17 protein-coding genes are annotated in these 19011 nt (G+C 71.6%); 8 read left to right on the forward strand and 9 right to left on the reverse strand.

Annotated features, from left to right (window positions below; all coding sequences use genetic code 11):
* The first annotated feature begins 50 nt into the window (after nt 1-50).
* Together ACFFRH_RS26855 and ACFFRH_RS26860 are read left to right on the forward strand one after the other, a co-directional pair.
* Nucleotides 51-1691: a penicillin-binding transpeptidase domain-containing protein gene (locus tag ACFFRH_RS26855; protein WP_344749012.1), complete on the forward strand. Its 1641-nt coding sequence runs from the start codon at nt 51-53 to the stop codon at nt 1689-1691.
* A gap of 361 nt (nt 1692-2052) precedes the next feature.
* Nucleotides 2053-2928, forward strand: a complete 876-nt coding sequence (locus ACFFRH_RS26860) for a F0F1 ATP synthase subunit A (RefSeq protein WP_386160418.1) — start codon at nt 2053-2055, stop codon at nt 2926-2928.
* 123 nt (nt 2929-3051) lie between these two features.
* Here ACFFRH_RS26860 and ACFFRH_RS26865 read toward each other — a convergent pair whose 3' ends face one another.
* Nucleotides 3052-3339: a DUF3040 domain-containing protein gene (locus ACFFRH_RS26865; protein WP_344749010.1), complete on the reverse strand. Its 288-nt coding sequence runs from the start codon at nt 3337-3339 to the stop codon at nt 3052-3054.
* Between the two features lie 321 nt (nt 3340-3660).
* Here ACFFRH_RS26865 and ACFFRH_RS26870 point away from each other — a divergent pair, with 321 nt between their 5' ends.
* Nucleotides 3661-4116 (forward strand): hypothetical protein, encoded by a 456-nt coding sequence (locus ACFFRH_RS26870; protein WP_344749009.1) that lies wholly within the window; start codon nt 3661-3663, stop codon nt 4114-4116.
* Nucleotides 4117-4442: 326 nt separating this feature from the next.
* Nucleotides 4443-5201, forward strand: a complete 759-nt coding sequence (locus tag ACFFRH_RS26875; protein ID WP_344749008.1) for an AfsR/SARP family transcriptional regulator — start codon at nt 4443-4445, stop codon at nt 5199-5201.
* Between the two features lie 62 nt (nt 5202-5263).
* Here ACFFRH_RS26875 and ACFFRH_RS26880 read toward each other — a convergent pair whose 3' ends face one another.
* Nucleotides 5264-6688, reverse strand: coding sequence for a DHA2 family efflux MFS transporter permease subunit (locus ACFFRH_RS26880; RefSeq protein ID WP_386160421.1), 1425 nt, complete (start codon nt 6686-6688; stop codon nt 5264-5266).
* Nucleotides 6689-6824: 136 nt separating this feature from the next.
* Here ACFFRH_RS26880 and ACFFRH_RS26885 point away from each other — a divergent pair, with 136 nt between their 5' ends.
* The 4 genes from ACFFRH_RS26885 to ACFFRH_RS26900 all read left to right on the forward strand — a co-directional run bounded on the left by ACFFRH_RS26885 (nt 6825) and on the right by ACFFRH_RS26900 (nt 12126).
* Nucleotides 6825-7421, forward strand: a complete 597-nt coding sequence (locus ACFFRH_RS26885) for a TetR/AcrR family transcriptional regulator (protein ID WP_344749007.1) — start codon at nt 6825-6827, stop codon at nt 7419-7421.
* A 254-nt stretch (nt 7422-7675) separates the two neighbouring features.
* A complete protein-coding gene (locus ACFFRH_RS26890; protein WP_344749006.1) occupies nt 7676-10474 on the forward strand; it encodes a helix-turn-helix transcriptional regulator in 2799 nt (932 codons plus the stop codon).
* Between the two features lie 87 nt (nt 10475-10561).
* Nucleotides 10562-11110: an allene oxide cyclase barrel-like domain-containing protein gene (locus ACFFRH_RS26895; protein WP_344749005.1), complete on the forward strand. Its 549-nt coding sequence runs from the start codon at nt 10562-10564 to the stop codon at nt 11108-11110.
* 17 nt (nt 11111-11127) lie between these two features.
* Nucleotides 11128-12126 (forward strand): aldo/keto reductase, encoded by a 999-nt coding sequence (locus tag ACFFRH_RS26900; protein WP_344749004.1) that lies wholly within the window; start codon nt 11128-11130, stop codon nt 12124-12126.
* A gap of 77 nt (nt 12127-12203) precedes the next feature.
* On the opposite strand, the gene ACFFRH_RS26905 is transcribed toward ACFFRH_RS26900, so the two are convergent.
* The 7 genes from ACFFRH_RS26905 to ACFFRH_RS26935 all read right to left on the reverse strand — a co-directional run bounded on the left by ACFFRH_RS26905 (nt 12204) and on the right by ACFFRH_RS26935 (nt 19010).
* Nucleotides 12204-12422, reverse strand: a complete 219-nt coding sequence (locus tag ACFFRH_RS26905) for a ferredoxin (RefSeq protein WP_344749003.1) — start codon at nt 12420-12422, stop codon at nt 12204-12206.
* Nucleotides 12423-12449: 27 nt separating this feature from the next.
* A complete protein-coding gene (locus ACFFRH_RS26910; protein ID WP_344749002.1) occupies nt 12450-13688 on the reverse strand; it encodes a cytochrome P450 in 1239 nt (412 codons plus the stop codon).
* Nucleotides 13689-13738: 50 nt separating this feature from the next.
* The gene (locus ACFFRH_RS26915; protein WP_344749001.1) at nt 13739-14896 is read right to left on the reverse strand and encodes an acyltransferase family protein; all 1158 of its coding nucleotides are present in this window, start codon (nt 14894-14896) and stop codon (nt 13739-13741) included.
* Nucleotides 14897-14953: 57 nt separating this feature from the next.
* A complete protein-coding gene (locus ACFFRH_RS26920) occupies nt 14954-15160 on the reverse strand; it encodes a ferredoxin (RefSeq protein WP_344749000.1) in 207 nt (68 codons plus the stop codon).
* A 6-nt stretch (nt 15161-15166) separates the two neighbouring features.
* Nucleotides 15167-16354 (reverse strand): cytochrome P450, encoded by a 1188-nt coding sequence (locus ACFFRH_RS26925; protein WP_344748997.1) that lies wholly within the window; start codon nt 16352-16354, stop codon nt 15167-15169.
* 95 nt (nt 16355-16449) lie between these two features.
* Nucleotides 16450-18132 carry a dipeptide ABC transporter ATP-binding protein gene (locus ACFFRH_RS26930; protein WP_386160425.1) on the reverse strand — a complete coding sequence of 561 codons (1683 nt, stop codon included), beginning with the start codon at nt 18130-18132 and terminating at the stop codon, nt 16450-16452.
* A 77-nt stretch (nt 18133-18209) separates the two neighbouring features.
* Nucleotides 18210-19010 (reverse strand): ABC transporter permease, encoded by an 801-nt coding sequence (locus ACFFRH_RS26935; protein ID WP_386160427.1) that lies wholly within the window; start codon nt 19008-19010, stop codon nt 18210-18212.
* Nucleotide 19011: the final 1 nt, after the last annotated feature.

Below are 19011 nucleotides of genomic sequence, written 5' to 3' on the forward strand. Positions count from 1 at the left end.
TTAGTCACGCTAGGCTGCGGCCCTGGGGAAGAGAGAACTGGGGGGTTCGAGTGGCACGGGGCAAGACGATCGCGATCACATCGGCAGCCGTCGTCCTGGTGGCGGGGGCCGCCGGAGGCGGCGCCTGGTGGTACCTGCACACCCGGGGAACACCCCAGGAGACCGCGGAGCGGTTCGTCGGCGCCTGGCAGAGCGGCGACCTGGCGGGCATGCGCGCCGAGCTGGGAACGCCGGCCCCGGCGTTCGCCACGACGTACGACAACATGCGCAAGGCCCTCGCGGTGGAGAGCACCACGGTACGGCTCGACGGGGTGCGCGAGACCGGGGACGGCACGGGGCGGGCCTCCTACACCGCGACGCTGAAGCTCAAGGACGTCGGCGAGTGGAGTTACTCCGGCGACGTCGACCTCGCGGTCGTCGACCGGCACTGGCGGGTCAAGTGGTCGCCCAGGGCCGTCCACCCCGACCTCACCGCGACCACCGCCTTCGCGCTGAAGACGAAGTGGCCCGAACGGGCCGCGATCACCTCGGCGGACGGCGACCGCATCGACGGCGCCGACGGCGCCGAAGTGGGCGGCTCGGTACTGCAGCTCGTCGGCCTTCTGGAGAAGACCGACGCGAAGGGCGCCGCGAAACTGGGCGTCCCCTACAAGGCGGGTGACACGGTCGGCACGAGCGGGTTGCAGCACACCTTCCAGGAGCGCCTGGCCGGCACCCCGGACACCGAGATCGAGCTCGTCGGACCGGACAAGAAGACGGTCAAGACGCTCGGCAAGGTCGAGGGCAAGGCCGGCGAGGCCCTGGAGACCACCCTGGACATGCGGGTCCAGCGGGCCGCGGTCGAGGCCGTCCGCGACTTGAAGAAGACCGCCGCCCTGGTCGCGATCAGGCCCTCGTCCGGTGAGATCCTCGCGGTGGTGAACAACCAGGGCGGTTTCAACCGGGCCCTGGACGGCAACTACCCTCCCGGTTCGACCTTCAAGGCGGTCACCGCGGTGGCGCTGCTGGCCGAGGGGATGAGCCCCGGCGACCGGGTCACCTGTCCCAAGGACGTCACGGTCGGCGGCCTGCCGATCCGCAACTCCCACCACGCCGCCTACGGCTCGGTGTCGCTGTCCGACTCCTTCGCCTACTCCTGCAACACCACCTTCGCCCCGCTGACCAAGGAGCGGCTGAGCGCCGACAAGCTGCTGAGCACCGCGGAGCTGTTCGGCTTCAACAAGCCGCTCGACATCGGTGTCACGGCCGCCAAGGGCAGCTTCCCCAAGGCCGAGAGCGACGCGGAACTGGCCGCGGAGTCGTTCGGCCAGGGACGGATCACCGCCAGCCCGCTGATGATGGCCTCGGTCGCCGCCGCGCTGGCCGACGGCACCTGGCGCCCGCCGACCCTGGTCCCCTCGATCAAGCAGGAGACGCAGCCGCAGCCCCTCCCCGAGGCCGTCCTGCCGAACATGCACCGGATGATGTCCGCGGTCGTCACCAAGGGCACCGCCAAGGACGCGGGCCTGCCCCAGGGAACCCGCGGCAAGACCGGGACCGCCGAGTACGGCGGGCAGGACGACCTGAAGACCCACGCCTGGTTCATGGGCTTCCGCGGCGAGGTGGCCTTCGCGGTGATCGTCGAGGAGGGCTCGGGCGGCGGCGCGGTCGCCGCCCCGGTCGCCGCCGACTTCCTGCGCGCCCTCGGCTGACGGCTTCAACCGGCGGCACTTTCGACCAACGGCGCCTTCGACCGCCGATGCTTTCCCCGGGACGGCATTCTCCGCTGACGGAGCTCCGGCCGGCAGCGCCCTCGACCGGCGGCCTTCTCCTCGGGGCCCCCTTCCCGACCGGCGGCCTTCTCGGCTGACGGTGCTCTCCGCGGAAGGGCGGCGGCTCCTCCCGGGGTGACTCGCGAGGTGATCCGCGGGGTGACTCGCGGGGGAGCCTCCGGGGCCGGTGCCGGGGCGTTCCTCTCACCTCGAAGTTGATCATTACCTGCAAGGTATTGTCGCGCTCGCGGGGTCATGTGAAATCCTTCACAAAGTATCCCCCTGCCGTTGGGACCGCCTCATGACGATCCTGATCACCTCATCACTCGAATCACTCACATCGGCCGCGACGCTCACATCGGCGGCCTCACCGGCCTCACCGGCCTCACCGGCCTCACCCGCTCCCCCCGCCTCACCCGTGTTCCAGGCGCCCGGCCTGGAGCTGTTCGACTTCCCCCCGCTGTGGGCCGGCGCGCCGTACTGGCTGACCAAACCGATCCTGATGGCCGTCCTGGCCGCGGCCCTGGTCTGCGGCGTGTGCTGGGCGGCCTTCGCCAACCCCAAGATGGTGCCGCGCGGCCTGCAGAACGTGGTCGAGCTGGGCTACGTGTTCGTCCGCGACCAGGCGGCCCGCCCGTTTCTCGGCAAGGACGCCGACCGGTGGATGGGCCTGCTGCTCAGCGTCTTCTTCCTGGTCTGGATCTGGAACCTGATGGGCGTGGTCCCGCTCGCCCAGATCCCCGTCTCCTCGTTCCTGGCCTTCCCCGCGGTGATCGCCGTGAGCGTCTACGTCCTGAAGATCTATCTCGGCGTCACGCGGCACGGCGTCGCGGGCTATCTCCGCGGACTGATCCCGCGCGGGCTTCCCGTCCTGGCGTACGTGCTGGTCATCCCGCTGGAGCTGCTCTACACCTTCGTGAACTCGCTGTTCGCGCACATGCTGCGGCTGGCCGCCAACATGTTCGCGGGCCATCTCATCCTGGCGTTCTTCAGCATGGTCGGATTCTGGTTCGTGTTCGAGAATCCCACCGCGCTGGGCGTGCCGGTCGGGGTGGCCGGTGTGCTGATGGCGATCGTCATCACGGCCCTGGAGATGTTCGTCCAGTTCCTGCAGGCGTTCCTGTTCACGCTGCTGACCGCGATGTTCATCGGCACCGCGCTCAACCCCGACCACTGACCCGCACCGGGAACCGGGACACTCCGGCCGCTCCGGATCCCCACGCGCCCCGCACCGCGCCACCCGCCGTCACCCGCACCACGGCGAGCACGGTGGCGGTGCGGGGTGACGTGGCGAACACGATCACAGCGGGAGAGCCGCGACCGCCTCGTGACGCAGGACCATGATGAGAAGCGTGATGATCAGCGTCGCGATCAGCAACCAGCTGAACATGATGATGACCGTGGAGCGGCGGAGACGCCTGGAGGACCGCCCTCGCCCCTTCTTGGTGCCGCGCCCGCGACCGCCGCCCTCTTTGCGCTGGACACGCTCGTTGAACGACTCCAGCCGCGCGGCGAGTCGTGGATCCTCGTCGATGAGGTGGCGCTCGATCTGCAGCAGCATACGCTCCTCGTCTTGCGACCAGGCCATGCATCACCTCCCCGGAACGCAAGCCGTGTGCCGACGTTCTGCCCAATCGTGAAGATCGTTATCCTTTCCGGGGGCTTCGATTTACCTCTTCTTTTCGTGGGCGCAATCCGAGCACGCGATCATGCCCTCGCACAGGGGCCGGGGCGGCGTCGACGGGGTGTCGGGCGATTCCCAGCCTTCTCCGCGATCTCGACATTCCACCGCCCCGGCCCCTCTCCGTCACCGCCGCTCGAAAGCCCCGGGGGCTTTCTCCGCGTCAGGCCGGCGACCACATCGTCAAGCCCTCTTGACGTCAAGCCAGCTTGACGAGAAGCTGGGGGCATGTTCACGCCAGACAGCCTCGAAGGCGACTTCACGCTCCTGACCGCCGCCGCCCGCTACGACGAGCTCCGCGTGCGCGACGCCCTGGCCCCGGCCGCGGGCGACGCCACCGGAGGAGAGCATCCCGACGACCTCAACGACCCCGCCGATCCCGAGGTGCCGCCCCTCACCCGCGACGAGGCGCTGGAGCTCCTCGCGCTCGGGGAGGTGGTCGCGCGCAAGGCGGGCTACGGGCGCCAGCTCGCCGTACGGTCCGCGCGGGCCGTGGGCGCCTCGTGGTCGCAGATCGGCGCGGCCCTGGGCACGAGCAAGCAGGCCGCGTGGGAGGCGCACGGCCGGTGGATCGACGACCAGGCCGAGCAGCGCCGGCACAGTGACTACGAGGGCATGAGCGCGCACGACGCGGCGGCCGCGCGCGCCCTCGCGGGAGATCCCGACGACGAGGGCGGGGCGTGAGCGGGAGCCCCGGACCGGGCCGCCGGCCGCTCTCACGAACGTGGCGATGCTCGCGCCGACACCGTCGGCCCCGTACGGGGTGAGCGAGCCGTCACCCGCCCCGTACGGGCTGGGCGAGAGGAAAGCCCGGTTTTAGCCGCGGGCAGGATGCTGGTGCGCGTCGCGATGATCGGCGGAGACGGTGACTACGGCGACTACGCACCCGGCGGTGGGGGCGTACGCGTTTCCGCTGATGGCAACCGGCTCATCCCTCGCAAGAATGGCGTCAGCCGACAAAAAGGATCGACTACCACCTGATGCCAGGCTCAAGCCACGCGGGAGACAGATTGAGATACGAACTGCTCGGGCCACTGCGACTGGTGGACGAGAGAACGCGCACGGTCAACGCGCCCAAGGTGGAGACCCTGCTGGCCGCCCTGCTCATCCGCGCGAACCAGCCGGTCTCGACGGACGAGCTGATCGACGAGCTGTGGGGAAGCGAGCCTCCCCGGCGTGCCCGTGCCGCGCTGCACGTCTACATCTCCCACCTGCGCAAGAACTTCGTCCAACCGGCGGTCGACGGCGCGACGCTCCGGACCCACGCTCAGGGATACCTGCTGGAGGTCGAGAAGTCGTCGGTCGACGTGTTCCTCCTCCGGGCCCTGCACGCCGAGGGACGGGCCGTGCCGGAGACCGATCCGGAGCGGGCGCTGGCCGTCTGCTCCGCCGCCGCCGGCCTGTTCCGCGGGCCGGTCCTGACAGGGATCAACAACGGGCTCATCGTGGGCACCTTCGCCCGGTGGGCGGAGGAGGTGCGGCTGGAGTGCCTGGAGACGGTCGCGCGCTGCTCGCTGCGCCTCGGAAGGCACCGGGAGCTGATCGGCGACCTGTCGGCGTGGGTCGAGGAGTACCCGCTGAACGAGAACCTCCGCGAGCACCTCATGCTGGCCCTGTACCGCTCCGGCCGGCGGGCCGAGGCGCTGGAGGTCTTCCAGTCCGCCCGGCAGGCGCTGCGGGAGGAACTCGGCCTCGATCCGCGCAGGACGATGCGCAAACTGCAGTTCGCGATCCTGGAAGCGGACACCGACTACGCGATCGCGGGCTGAGACCACCGGGAGACCACCGGCACCGTCCCCCTCGCAGGACGGCGCCGGCGTTCATGTCCCGCTCAGCCCTGGGCCGGTTCGGCCCGGCGCGCCCCGGGGCCGAACCAGAAGAGCAGCGCCACCGCCAGGGCCAGCGCTATCGCCGCGCAGGCCCAGGCGAACACCGTCGAGATGTTCTCCGCGATGCCGCCACCGCCTCCGGTGAACGGGATCAGCAGGGCGGCCAGGCCCAGTGACCCTCCGATGGTCAGCGCCGTCTGCAGCAGGCCGGCGGTGACACCCGCGTACTCGGGCGGGGCGGTGGTCAGAATGATCATGTTGAACGGGATGATGGCCACGCCGACGCCGACTCCCATGACGACGAGTGCCGGGAGTACGCCGGTCAGGTAGGTGCTGTCGGCGCCGAGGCGGGTCAGCCACCCCACCCCCGCCAGCACCACGACCAGGCCGAGCAACGCGCGGGCCTGCAGGCTCACGGACGCGATGTGCTTGGTGAGCAGCTGGGTGACGACGAGCAGCGCCAGGCCGAAGGGCAGGATGGCGAGCCCGCTGCGCAGCGCGTCCAGCCCGAGCACACCCTGCAGATACTGGACCAGGTAGATCAGGAAACCGGTGAGCACCGCCGCGAGCAGCAGCAGGCACAGCAGGGCTCCGGCCCGTTGCCTGCCGGCGAAGACCTCCAACGGCAGAAGCGGCTCCTCGGTGCGCCGGTCCCACACCAGCAGCGCCGCCGCCAACACGACCGCCGCGCCCAGCGAGATCAGTGCCCCGCTTTCGCCCCAGCCGTGCTCGGCGGCGCGTACCAGCCCGTAGACGGTGGCGGTGACGGCCGCGGTGCCCAGCAGGGCGCTCGGCAGGCCGAGCGGGCGCGGCCGGGTGGCCTCGTCGCGCAGTCCCAGCACCTTGACGGAGACGGCGATGACGATCAGGCCGATGGGCACGTTGACCAGCAGGCTCCATCGCCAGTCCCCCGCCCAGGTCAGCACTCCGCCCAGGACCATGCCGGCGGAGGCGCCCAGCCCGGTGACGGTGGAGTACAGGCCGAAGGCGCGCTGCCGGCGCTCCCCTTCGAAGACGATCGCCAGCAGCGCCAGGCCGGTCGGGCCGGCGATCGCCGCGCCGGCGCCCTGCAGGACCCGGCCGATCAGCAGGACCTCCAGGTTGGGGGCGAGGCCGGCCAGCAGCGAGGCCACCACGACCAGCCCGATTCCGGTGAGGAAGACCCGGCGGTGACCGAGGACGTCGCCGAGCCGGCCCGCGAGCAGCAGGAGCCCGCCGAAGGCGAGCAGGAAACCGTTCGGCACCCACGATCCGCCGGTGATCGAGAGTCCCAGATCGGACTGCAGGGTCGGGAGCGCGACGTTCACGATGGTGCCGTCGAGCTGCAGCATGAACTCCGCGCCGACTATCGCGGTGAGCGTGAGGGCCCACGGCCGGGCGGGGGCGCCCCGGGCCGGAACACCCTCGGAGACGCTGTCGGTACTCATTGAACCTCCAAGACCGATCACCCGGACACACACTGAGGCATCCTCAGGTTAGAGGCCGGAACTATACTGAGGAAGTCTCAGCTTGGATGAGGAGAGTCAAGCTGAGGGTGCCTCAGTATGTCAAGCGGGAGGTTCGATGACGACCGTTACGCCCCATATCGCCCAACGCCCCAGACGGGCCGACGGCCGACGGAACTACGACGCGATCCTGGCCGCGGCCCGCAAGGCGTTCGAGACCGACGGCTCCGAGGCGTCGCTGGAGAACATCGCCGCCCAGGCCGGCGTGGCGATCGGCACGCTGTACCGGCACTTCCCCGCCCGCGCCTCACTGGTGGAGGCCGCCACCAGGGACGGGCTGGCCGACCTCGTCGCCCACGCCGAGCGACTGGCTTCCTCCCCCGACCCGCTGCTGGCGCTGTCGGAGTGGATGGAGCAGGCCGTACGGCACTTCAGCACCTTCCGCGGGCTGGTCGGCATCCTCGCGCAGAGCATGTACGACGAGGGGACCCCCTCGCACGCCATGTGCAGCGCGATGCACCACGGCGGCGCGGACCTGCTTCGCGCCGCGCAGGCCGCCGGCCTGGTGCGCGCCGACCTGACCCCCGACGAGCTGTTCGACATCCTCAGCGGCGCCGCCTGGGTGCGCGAGCAGTCCCTGCCGGACAGGGACGGCAGCCCTCGCCTTCTCCGCCTCGTCCTGGAAGGGATCACCACGCGCGACCGGAAGCCCTGAGCGGGCCGGGCCGCTCGCCCGTCCCCCGGTGGCGGACGACACCGGACGCACCGCGCGATCCTCCGTCGATGGGTGGTGATAAAAACCAACTAACTAGGTAGGCTTATAGTGTTTTCCGTCAGCGCCGGATCCGGAGGCCGGCACCCGAACCTCGTAGACCGTCACCGACGGAAGCGCCGGCCCGTACGCCCAAGGGAGCGCGATCAGGGCCATCTGTCGTTTTTCTTTCACGAACGCCTGGGGTCCTCACAGACATGAGTTCGTACGAAGAGAGCCTCTCCGACGCCGCGTCCGTCGCCGCGTCCGTCGCCGTGGTCCGCACGGCCGAGCTGGACAGACTGCAGCACCTGACCTGGGAGCCCGGAGGCGAAGGGCGTCTCATCGCCGTGTTCGGCGAGCCCGGGGCCGGCAAGACGCACCTGCTCTCCGCGCTCGTGCGGGATCGGCAGTGGACCGTCCTGCCCGCCGCCGTCTACCGCTGCTCGCGCAGCGACCGGGAGGGCACGATGAACACCGTCAGGAAGATGCTGCGGCGGGCCCGGCTGTCCTCCGAGCACCACCGGGAGCCATCGGGGGTGACCGGCCTGTTCCGGCACCGGCGGCAGCCGGACCGCGAGCTGGTGGTGATCGAGGACGCCCACCTCGCCGACGAGCGGACCATCCACGAGCTGGCCGGGATCGCCGGGGGCGCCCACCCGCCGCTGGTGGACGTGGTCGTGTCGCTGCGTCCCCGGCAAACGCCCGAGGCGCTGACCGAGGCCGTCTCCCTCGGCGCGGCCTTCGGCCGCACCGCGCGCATCGAGCTGGCACCGCTCGGCGACGAGCAGATGCTCGCCATGACGCCCGTCCCTCCCCCCTACGATCTCCGCCGCCGCAGCCGCGGCAACCCGTTCAGCCTCCGCGCCCTGCAGGCCCTCGAACACAGCGCGCGGTCCGGAAGTGACACCGCCGTCGCCCCGTTCGAGTTCGCCGTGCTCACCGAGGTCCGGGGTCTCACGCTGAACGAGCGCTACGTGCTGAACGCAGCGGCGATCCTGCGCTCGCGGTTCGACGTCGAGCTGCTCGCCGAGGTCGCCGAGCTGGACGCGCTGGTGGTCTCCGCCGCCGTACGCGGACTGGTCAGGCGCGACCTGGTGCGGGTCGAGCCGGTCGGCGCGCTGTTCTCCGTCCGGGACGAGGTCTTCGGCACGCTGCTGCGCAGGACGATCGACCCCTGCTGGGCCGCCCGCGCCCACCAGCGCGCCCTGCGCCTGCTCTCGGCCCGCGGCCAGGTCGGCACGCAGCTCGGCTTCCATCTGGTCAGCTCGCTGTCACGGGTCCGCGCGAGCGAGCTGGCGCGGATCGTGGACGCGTCCTACGAGATCATGGAGACGGACGTCGCCGAGTGCGTCTCCTGGCTCACACCGGTGATCACCGAGGCGCCCGTCTCCAGCGAGATCGGGATGCGCGCCCGGCTGGCGCTGAGCACGGCGTTCGGGCGGATCGGGCGGATGACCGAGAGCCGGGACCTGCTCTTCCTGGTGCACGAGTCCGGCGGCTCGGTGGACCCGCTCGCGCTGGCCGGTCAGGTCGCCTCCGTGTCGATGGTCGAGGCCGTGCTCAGCCAGGACGTGCAGACACTCGGCCTGCTCAACGAGTATCTCGCCCGGCCGGACCTGCGAAGCTCACCGGTCTGGCCACGTCTGGTGTTCGCGCGGGGCTTCCGCACGACCATGCTCGGCCGGATACCGGCGAGGGCCGAGACCGAGCAGGCCCTTCAGGCGGCCCTCGCCGGTCGCGACGACCTCACCGCCGCCGGCCTGCTCGGACTCCGGGCGCTGGACGCGACCTTCTCCGGCGAGGTGGAGCGGGCACTGGCCGACGCGACCGCCGCGGGCGAGATGCTGGACCGCGCTCCGGAACACCTGGTGGCGCGCCACCTGGAGGGCCTGTTCGTGGTCGTCCTCGCCCACCTCTACCTGGGCCGCTACGTGGACGCCCAGCGGCAGGTACGGCGGGGCGTCGACGTCGCCCGCCGCCGCCAGCGGATCTTCCTGCTCCCGGCGCTGCTGGTGCTGCTCAGTGAGTCCGAGCGCCACCTCGGACAGCTCGAACAGGCACGCGAGGCCGCCAACGCCGCCATCATCGAGTCCGGCCCGGACAACTCCCTCCGGCACACCCAGGCGGTCGCGCTCAAGTCCGCGGCCGAGGTCTGGATGCAGCCGGTGGGCAGCGGGAGGGCCAGGTCCCTCGCGCAGCAGGCACTGGCCCGGCAGTCACCCTCGCAGGCCAACGTCAACGGGAGCGCCTCGATCGCCGCGCTGACCCTCGCCAGGTGCGCGTGGCTCGACGGCGATCCCGCGCACTGCGTCGCCCTCCTGCTCAACGAGGGCAGGGGAGCCGACCTGCGGACCGTCCCCGTGGCCTACCGGAACACCGTCTGGGAGATGCTGTGCGCCGCCGGGATGGACGCCGGCATGCCCCTGGACGGCTGGGTGCGCAGAAGCCAGGAACACGCCCGCGCCGTCCCGATGCCGCACAACCTCGCCTACGCCGACCTCACCCGGGGGCACCTCTGCCGCGTGCGGGGCTCGCTCGACGAGGCGGCGCAGTGCTACCACGACGCGGCCGACCGCTTCGCGTCGGCGGGGATGGGGATCGAGCAGTGCTACGCGCTGGGACAGGCGGCACGCGTTCTCGGCGAACTGGGCCATGCCGACCGGTCGTCCCGCACGGCCAGGCTCGCCGCCGAGATGGCCCACCGGTCGGGGGCGGTGACCATGCTCGACTGGCTCGGCAGGCAGGTGAGCGTGCCGGTTCCCGCCGAGCTCGAACCGGAGACCGGACCCGTGGAGATGTTCGGCCGGCTCACGGACCGCGAGCGTGAGGTCGCGGTGCTCATCTGCACGGGCATGAAGCGCCGCGAGATCGCCGACCGGCTCACCATCAGCATGCGGACCGTCGACGTCCACCTGACCCGGATCTATCGGAAGACCGGGGTGAGCTCCCGGATGGAACTCGCCCTGGCGACACGGCGGAAGGCGGCCGGCCACGACTACGCCGCACGCTTTTAGGACCACTTGAGCCGTTCTTCTTAGTGTCGGTTCCTGCGAGCCTCCGCGATCCGGACGGCGGCTCGGGATGCCGCCCAGGAGGCGATCATGGATTTCCGCGTGCTGTCCGCTCGGATCTCACCGGTGCTCGACACGGTGAACTCCTGGGCACTGCCGTTCCTCGCGGCCCCGCCGGAGACCACTTCGGAAAGGGTCGGCGCCCTCGGCCGGCCGGGGCGGTCGCTGATCCTGCGCGACCTCACCGAGAAGGTCGTCGAATACCGTTCGAGCAATCCCGACCCCACCGGGACGACCCCCACGGAGAAGGACTTCGCCACCGTGAGGCTGGAGATATTCGGCTCGGACGGCGAGCCGCTCGGCCACACCGAGGGTGCGGGCCGCATGCTCTACAAACAGGAGCACGACGGGCATTTCATCGCCTACTTCGGGGAGCAGATCCGGCTGCGTGACGGCAACGTCATCCGGTCCGGCGGGCTGGTCGACGACGCCCGGCTCACCGCCGGCGAGGCCGCCACCTTCCCCGCGGTCGTCGTCGAGGGGCCGTTGCGCGGCGCCATCGGGTTCCGCCAGTTCCGGCCGCTGGTCAAGGACGCCCACGACACCTACGAGTCGTCGATCGTCGTCTACCTCCGGTAACGGGACGGAGAGCGGAGATGACCTTGACACGACTCCCCACGCGCAGGATCGGGTCCCTGACCGTGGGCGCGCAGGGCCTCGGCTGCCTGGGCATGTCGGAGTTCTACGGCGCCACGGTGGAGACCGAGTCGATCGCGACCATCCGGCGCGCCCTCGATCTCGGGGCGACACTGCTGGACACCGCCGACGTCTACGGCCACGGCGCCGGCGAGGAGCTGGTCGGCAGGGCCGTCGCCGGCCGGCGGGAGAGGGCGATCGTGGCGACCAAGTTCGGGGTGGTGCGCCCCGGCCCGGGCGTCGGCGCCGCCGTCCGGGGGGACGCCCGCTACGTCCGGCGGAGCTGCGAGGCCTCGCTGCGGCGGCTCGGTGTCGACCACATCGACCTGTTCTACCTCACGCGCGTCGACACCGAGGTCGGCGTCGAGGAGACCGTCGGCGCGATGGCCGAGCTGGCCGCCGCCGGGAAGATCCGTGAGATCGGGTTGTGCGAGGCCGGCCCCGACACCCTCCGGCGCGCCCACGCGGTGGCCCCGATCGCCGCGCTGCAGACCGAGTGGTCGCTGTGGTCGCGGGACATCGAGCACCGGGTCGTCGGGACGTGCCGGGAGCTGGGCATCGCGCTGGTGCCGTACTCCCCGCTGGGCCGGGGCTTCCTCAGCGGCGCCATCCGTTCCCCGGAGCAGCTGGAGGAGGGCGACTTCCGGCGCTTCGGACTGCCCCGGTTCACCCCGGACAACCTGCCGCGCAACCTCGCCCTGGCCGACCGTCTCGTCGAGCTCGCCGGCGAGCTGCGGGTCACGGCGGCGCAACTGGCGCTGGCGTGGCTGCACCACCGGGGTCCGGACGTGATCCCCATTCCGGGGACGAGACACCGCGCCCACCTGGAGGAGAACGTCGACGCCGCCTTCCTGAGCCTCACCCGGGCCGACCTGGCCGCCGTGGAGGCGGCCGTACCCCCGGACGAGGTGTACGGGGAGCGCTGGAACGAGCAGAGCATGCGGTTCGTCGACCGGTGAGAACGGCCGGTGGGCCGGGGGAACGCGGTGCCGCGTTCCCCCGGCCCACCGGCCCACCGGCCGTGCCGATCCGGCCCTCAGCCGCTCGGTACCCGCGCGGCGCTCGCGGGCGCGACGGCGATCGCGCGGGACGGGCACAGGTCCTCGGCCGTCTCCACGGCCTCCCGGGCGTCCTCGCCCGGATCCGCGTCGAGGACGACGACCAGGCCGTCGTCTCCGTGGTCGAACACCGTGGGCGCGCTGATCGCGCAGTGGCCGGCGGCCATGCAACGACGCCGGTCGGCGGTCACCTTCATCGTGTCTCTCCTCTCAGCACTCGGCTCTCACCACTCGACGGGCAGGGTGTGGACGCCCTGCATCGTGCCCCCGCTGCGCGTGGGCAGCCTGTCCAGCGGCACGGTGAGCCGCAGGCCGGGGATCCGGTCGAAGAGGACGGAGAACGCCACCTCCAGTTCCATCCGCGCCAGGTTCTGGCCCAGGCACTGGTGGATGCCGAACCCGAACGTGAGGTGGTGGCGGCCGGAGGCGGCGTTGCGCCCGCCGGCGCGGCGGACGTCGAACCTGTAAGGGTCGGGGAAGACCGCGGGGTCGCGGTTGGTCATCGAGGAGGAGACCAGGACTCCCTCGCCGGCCCGGATGACATGCCCGTCGATCTCGATGTCCTCGGTCGCCAACCGCACTCCCGAGACGTCCGTCACCGACACCATGCGCAGCAGCTCGTCCACCGCGGCGGGCAGCACGCCCGGGTCGGCGCGCAGCGCCGCCAGCTGGTCCGGGTGCTCCAGCAGGGTGACCACCCCGAGCGCGATCATCTGGGACGTCGTGTCGTGCCCTCCGATCAGCAGCGCCAGCGCGATGCGCACCAGGTCCTCCCGGGTCAGGTCACCGTTCTCGTCGACCTCTCCCACCAGCCGGCTCAGCACCCCCGATCCGCCGGGCTCGCGTTCCTTCACGGTGATCAGCTCGTCCAGGTAGTCCCAGAGCGCCCGGCCCGCCGCCTCGGCGTCCTGGGCGCTCTTGGCCTGCAGCAGCCCCACCGTCATGGCCTCGAAGAACGCGTGGTCGTCGTACGGCACGCCGAGCAGCTCGGAGATCACCATGGACGGGATCGGCAGCGCGTAGTCCTCGACCAGCTCCGCGGGCGGCCCCTTGCGAAGCATGTCGTCCACCAGCCTCCCGGCGAGCTCCTCGACGCTCCCGCGCAGGGCGCGCACGTGCTTGAGACTGAAGTCGGGGGCGAGCAGGCGGCGGTGGACGTCGTGCACGGGCGGGTCGAACCCGATGATCGCGATGGGCTTGAAGATGGGGGCGTCCAGCCGGGGCAGGACCGCGGGAAAGTCGTCGCGGGAACGGTCGGCCGACATGCGCGGGTCGGCGAGCAGCCTCCGTGCCTGCGCGTGCCCGGTCACCATCCAGATGGTCTTTCCGTCCCACAGCCGTACCCGGTGCAGCGCTCCCCGCTCCCCCAGCCCCTGGTAGCCGGAGGACGGCTGCCAGGGACAGCTGCGGTCCTGGGGGTAGGCGAAGAGCCGCTCGTCCTCGGCCTGGATGGGAGTGTTCACGATGTGGTGCCTCCTGTCGTCTCGTCTCCGTGCGGGCGTGGGAGGGGCGATCAGCTCGCCGGTTCGGGGGAAGGGGTCTCCGGCCGCAGGGGGACGGGGACCGGCCGGGGACGGGGGCGGGCCCACGCGCGCATGGCGGGTTCCTCGACGAGGCGGTTCAGCGCCCACGCCACCACCGTCGTGATCCCGAACAGGACCGTGATGACGCCGAGGGCGGCCGGCGCGTCCCATGTCCGGCCGACGCCGATCGCGACGTGCCCGAAGTGCAGGACCAGGAAGTGCGCCAGGTACGACGCGTAGGAGATCCCGCCCAGCCACTGCATCGCCCGGCCACGGAACGGCGTGGGCGCGCCCCGCTCGTCCGCGGCGGCCACGGCCGCGATCAGCAGGGCCAGGGGCAGGGCGATCGTCGCGGTGAGCCCGTAGACGCTCGGCCACAGGTACGCCTGCAGGGCGAATCCCGCCGCCAGGACGAGCAGCGCCCGGCCCACGCCCAGCGGGATCCACCGGCCGGTCAGCACGATGCGGGCCATGATGATGCCGAGGACGAAGTCCAGTGCCCGGATCGGCGGGAAGGAGACCAGGAACCAGTTCTGCACGAACGACATCTCCTGGCCGGGCAGCCGGGGCGTACCGGGCAGGGCGAGGAGGGCCACGGCGGGCAGCAGCGCGATGACGGCGGCGACGGCGCCGGCCGCCCACCACAGCCGCCGGACGGGGATCCCGCGCACGAGCGCGTGCAGGAACGGGAAGGCCAGGTAGAAGAGCAGGTCGCAGGCGAGGGACCAGGTGACGACGTTGATCGTGATGACCACGTCCATCTGGGGGTACCAGGTGTGCACGAGCAGCAGGCTCGGCAGCAGCTTGGGCAGGTCCACGGCCTGGCCCGTCCACACGGCCAGGCCGAGCGCGGCCAGCCAGGTCACCACGTGGACCGGGTAGACCTTGACCAGGCGCCTGCGCCAGAAGCTCGCCCTGGGCCGCCCCTCCCGCGCCGACCAGGTCAGCACGAACCCGCTCAGCACGAAGAAGAACTCCACGCCGAGCCAGCCCGAGGCGAAGGCGAAGGTCTGCAGGGAGGCGGCGGTCTCCTGGTGGAAGAAACCCAGGACGCAGGCGTGGCACACGAACACCAGGAACGCCGCCACGAATCTCATCCCGGTCAGCGAGGGAAGCCGCGCGGCCTCCCCCGACGAATAGTGCGTCATCTTCTCTGCTTTCTCCGGACGGCCCGCGTACGGGGCCGGTCCGGACCTGTGGGAAGGTCAGCCCTCCGTTGAGCTCTCACCGATCCGGATGGCCTGCGCCGGGCAGAGGAAGGCGGCCCTGCGGACCCCCGCCTCCTCCTCCGACGCGGGCGACGGGGTGAGCACGACGACCAGGCCCTCGTCGTCCTGGTCGAAGACGCCGGAGGTGGCGGCCATGCATCGCCCGCCGCTGATGCAGCGCTCCCGGTCCGCCCGCACCCACATCCGGCGTCACCACTCGACCGGCAGCCGCAGCACCCGCTGCACGGTGCCCGCGCCGAGGATGGGCAGCTCGTCCACGGGCACGGCGAGCCGCAGCCCCGGAACGCGGGTCAGCAGCTGGTGCAGGGCGACCTCCAGTTCGAGCCGGGCCAGGTTCTGGCCGAGGCACTGGTGGATGCCGAACCCGAAGGTGAGGTGATGGGTGTCCTCGCGCAGGACATCGAACTCGTGGGCCCGGCTGTGCACCTGGTCGTCCCGGTTGGCCAGTGTGCCCGAGACGAGCACGCCCTCCCCCTCCCGGATGAGGTGACCCGCGATCTCGATGTCGCCCTTCGCGACCCGGGTCGCGACCAGGTCCGTGGTCGCGATGTAGCGCAGGAGCTCCTCGATCGCGCCGGGCAGGCGGGCGGGGTCCTCCTGAATCCGCGCCAGCTGGTCCGGGTGCTCCAGCAGCGTGATGACGCTCAGGGCCAGGGAGGAGGAGGTCGTCTCGTGAGCGGCGATCAGGAGCACCAGCGCGATGGAGACCAGCTCGTCGTGCCCGACGTCGCCGGGGATGACCCGCTCGCGCACCAGCGTGCCGAGCAGGCCGTCGGAGGGTTCCTTGATCTGCGCGGCCACCAGCCGGTCGATGTAGTCGACCAGGTCCTGGGCCGCCGTCGCCGACTCCTCCTCGGTGCCCAGCATCACCTTGCCGCTGGCGTCCTGGAAGAAGTCGTGGTCCTCGTACGGGACGCCGAGGTGCCGGCAGATCACCAGGGACGGCAGGGGGACCGCGAGCATCGGCACCAGGTCGGCGGGAGGGCCGTGGTCGATGATCGCGTCGATGTACCCGGACACGATGCCTTCGAGCTGAGGGCGCATCCCGCGGACCGTCCTGAGGCTGAAGTGCGGGTTGAGGTAGCGCCGGTAGATGTCGTGGACGGGCGGGTCCATGGCGATGAGCGCCAGGCTGCGGGCGATCTGCGAGCGGAACCGGGGTGCGACGATGGGGAACCCGGGATGGGTGCGCTGCGAGGACAGGTTCGGGTGGGTCAGGATCTCCCGCGACTCCCGGTACCCCGTCACCATCCACGCCTCGCGGCCGTCGAAGAGGGTCACCTTGAGCACCGGCCCCCGCTCACCGATCTCCTGGTAACCGGGCGGCGGCTCGTAGGGACATGTGCGTTTCTGCGGATACGGCGGAGCTTCCGTCATTTCCTTCATCCTTCGACCAGAAAAGAAAGGAACGGCGCCATTGCCGTGCGACGACAACGACATTAGGCAGGAAACAAATATGGGGCAAGGCCGGTTCAGCGCGGTTTAAGAATTGCTTGTGCGTCGGCCGGGCCGGTCCGGTGAAATCGGGGAACCGCGTCCAGAAGGGTCTTTGTGTACTGGTGCTCCGGGGCTTCGAAAACCTTTCTTATGTCGCCGGACTCGACCGCTTTCCCGTCTTTCATCACCACCACCTCGTGACTGATCCGGCGGATGACCCCCAGGTCGTGGGAGATGAACACGTAGGCCACGCCGAGCCTTTCCTGGACGTCGGCCAGGACGTCGAGCACCTGCGCCTGGATCACCGCGTCCAGGGCCGAGACCGGTTCGTCGCAGATGATGACGTCCGGTCTCGGGGCGAGCGCCCGCGCGATGGCGAGGCGCTGCCGCTGGCCTCCGGACAGTTCCCGTGCCCGCCGGCCGAGCACCCCCTCGTCGAGGCCGACGTGCCCCAGCAGTTCCGCCACCCGCCGCGCGCGCCCGGCGCCGGGGACGCCCTCCGCGCGCAGGGGCTCCTCGAGAAGCTGCCGCGCGGTGTAGCGGGGGTCGAAGGAGGCCAGCGGGTGCTGGTAGATCATCTGCACCCGGCGGCGGGCCGTCCGCCGCTCGGGGCCGCGCAGCCCGGTCCAGGGCCGCCCGTTCACCTCGACCCGGCCGGCGTCCGGCGCGACCAGTCCCAGCAGCAGCCGGCCCACGGTCGTCTTCCCCGACCCCGACTCGCCGACGATCCCGAGCGTCTCACCGGCCCGTACCTCGGCCGACACCTCGTCCACCGCGGTGAACGCGCCCCTGCCCGGCAGTTTGTACCTCTTGACCAGCCCCTCGGCGCGCAGCACCACCTGACCGGAACCGGAAGCGGAGTCCGGTCCGGCCCGCGCGGCGCCCGTGCCCCGCGCGGGCCCGCGTCCCCGCCCGAACGCGGCCGCCACCAGGGCCCCGGTGTACGGGTGGGACGGCGCCCGGAGCACCTGCCCCGTCGGGCCGTCCTCGACGAACCGCCCGTCCTTCATCACGTACACGTGGTCGGCGATCTCCGCGACGACACCGAGGTCGTGGCTGATGAGCAGGATCGCCGTGCCGTCGTCCGCCCGTTCGCGCAGCAGCCGGAGCACCTGCCGCTGCACGGTCGCGTCCAGCGCCGTCGTCGGCTCGTCGGCGATCAGCAGGTCGGGCCGCGCGGCCAGGGCCGAGGCGATCAGGGCGCGTTGCCGCAGCCCGCCCGACAGCTCGTGCGAGTACTGCCGGGCCCTGCTCTCGGGGAGGGGGACGCCCACCGAGCCGAGCAGCCGTACGACCTCGGCGCCGATCTCCGCGGCGGGCACTGTCCGGTGCTCGCGCAGGGGCTCGGCCACCTCGGCGCCGACGCGGCGCAGCGGGTCCAGGGAGCCCAGGGCGTCCTGCAGGACGAAGCCGACGCGCCGCCCTCGCAGCGCGCGCCAGCGGCGGCCCCGCAGCCGGCGCAGGTCGAGCCCGTCGAACACGAGCTCCCCGGCCCGCACGTCGGCGCCGTCGCCCGCGAGTCCCACCAGGCTGCGCGCCGTGACGCTCTTGCCGGAGCCGGACTCACCGACGATCGCCACCACCTGCCCGCGGTCGATCCGGAAGGACACCCCCCGCACCGCGTCGACGTGCCCGCGGCCCGTCGCGAAGCCGACGGTGAGGTCCCGGACGGAGAGCAGTCCCCGCGTGTCCCCGGAGGCCCGGCCCGTGTTCGTCACGCCTCCGGACGCCGGCCCCGTGTCCGTCGCGCCTCCGGACGCCGGATCCGTGTCCGTCGCGTCCCCGGATTCCAGGCTCATGTCCGCCCCCGTTCGATCCGCCGTTGCAGGTGCCCGCCGACGACGGTGATGGCCAGGACCGCGACGGTGATGGCGATTCCCGGGAAGGCCGCCGGCCACCAGGCGATCGCGAGGAACTCCTGGCTGTCGGCCAGCATCGCGCCCCACTCCGCGGTCGGCGGCTGGGGGCCGAGGCCCACGAAGCTCAGCGAGGAGCCCGCCACGATCATCGCTCCCAGCGTCACCGTCGCCAGCACCATGACCGGGCCGAGCGCGTTGGGCAGGATGTGCCGCAGGACCACCTGGGCGCGCGACCAGCCGAACCCGTGGGCCGCCTCGACGTAGTGCGCTCCGCGCAGTCTGATCACCTCCGCGCGTGTCACCCGGGCGAAGCCCGGCAGGGAGATCACCGCCAGGCCCACGCTCGCCGGGCCGCCGCCGGGTCCCAGCACCGCGACGACCAGGAACACCAGCAGCAGGCCCGGGACGGAGAGGATCACGTCGAGCGACCTGCTGAGCACCTGGTCCACGGTCCGGCCGAGCTGCGCGGCGGCGACCCCCACCAGGACGCCCGCGACCAGCGCGAGCCCGACCGCGCCGGCGCCGATCAGCAGTGAGGGGCCGGCTCCGTGCACGATCCTGGCATACAGGTCGCGGCCGTTCTGGTCGGTGCCGAGCCAGTGCGCGGCGCTCGGCGGCCGCAGCGTGGCGTTCAGGTCCGCCGCGTCGGGGTCGGTCCCGGTGAACAGCGACGGGAGGACCGCCATCACGGCCAGCAGCCCCAGCACGATCGCCCCGGGCCAGAAACTCCTGCCCATG

Source organism: Streptosporangium vulgare (assembly GCF_042428775.1).
Classification (GTDB): Bacteria; Actinomycetota; Actinomycetes; order Streptosporangiales; family Streptosporangiaceae; genus Streptosporangium; species Streptosporangium vulgare.

What these genes read in the sequence shown, in the direction of transcription:
- ACFFRH_RS26880 (WP_386160421.1), bottom strand. Translation starts at nt 6,688, where the DNA reads ATGAGTACCGACAGCGTCTCCGAGGGTGTTCCGGCCCGGGGCGCCCCC.
- ACFFRH_RS26885 (WP_344749007.1), top strand. Translation starts at nt 6,825, where the DNA reads ATGACGACCGTTACGCCCCATATCGCCCAACGCCCCAGACGGGCCGAC.
- ACFFRH_RS26905 (WP_344749003.1), bottom strand. Translation starts at nt 12,422, where the DNA reads ATGAAGGTGACCGCCGACCGGCGTCGTTGCATGGCCGCCGGCCACTGC.
- ACFFRH_RS26915 (WP_344749001.1), bottom strand. Translation starts at nt 14,896, where the DNA reads ATGACGCACTATTCGTCGGGGGAGGCCGCGCGGCTTCCCTCGCTGACC.
- ACFFRH_RS26890 (WP_344749006.1), top strand. Translation starts at nt 7,676, where the DNA reads ATGAGTTCGTACGAAGAGAGCCTCTCCGACGCCGCGTCCGTCGCCGCG.
- ACFFRH_RS26860 (WP_386160418.1), top strand. Translation starts at nt 2,053, where the DNA reads ATGACGATCCTGATCACCTCATCACTCGAATCACTCACATCGGCCGCG.
- ACFFRH_RS26865 (WP_344749010.1), bottom strand. Translation starts at nt 3,339, where the DNA reads ATGGCCTGGTCGCAAGACGAGGAGCGTATGCTGCTGCAGATCGAGCGC.
- ACFFRH_RS26895 (WP_344749005.1), top strand. Translation starts at nt 10,562, where the DNA reads ATGGATTTCCGCGTGCTGTCCGCTCGGATCTCACCGGTGCTCGACACG.
- ACFFRH_RS26935 (WP_386160427.1), bottom strand. Translation starts at nt 19,010, where the DNA reads ATGGGCAGGAGTTTCTGGCCCGGGGCGATCGTGCTGGGGCTGCTGGCC.
- ACFFRH_RS26920 (WP_344749000.1), bottom strand. Translation starts at nt 15,160, where the DNA reads ATGTGGGTGCGGGCGGACCGGGAGCGCTGCATCAGCGGCGGGCGATGC.
- ACFFRH_RS26925 (WP_344748997.1), bottom strand. Translation starts at nt 16,354, where the DNA reads ATGACGGAAGCTCCGCCGTATCCGCAGAAACGCACATGTCCCTACGAG.
- ACFFRH_RS26870 (WP_344749009.1), top strand. Translation starts at nt 3,661, where the DNA reads ATGTTCACGCCAGACAGCCTCGAAGGCGACTTCACGCTCCTGACCGCC.
- ACFFRH_RS26900 (WP_344749004.1), top strand. Translation starts at nt 11,128, where the DNA reads ATGACCTTGACACGACTCCCCACGCGCAGGATCGGGTCCCTGACCGTG.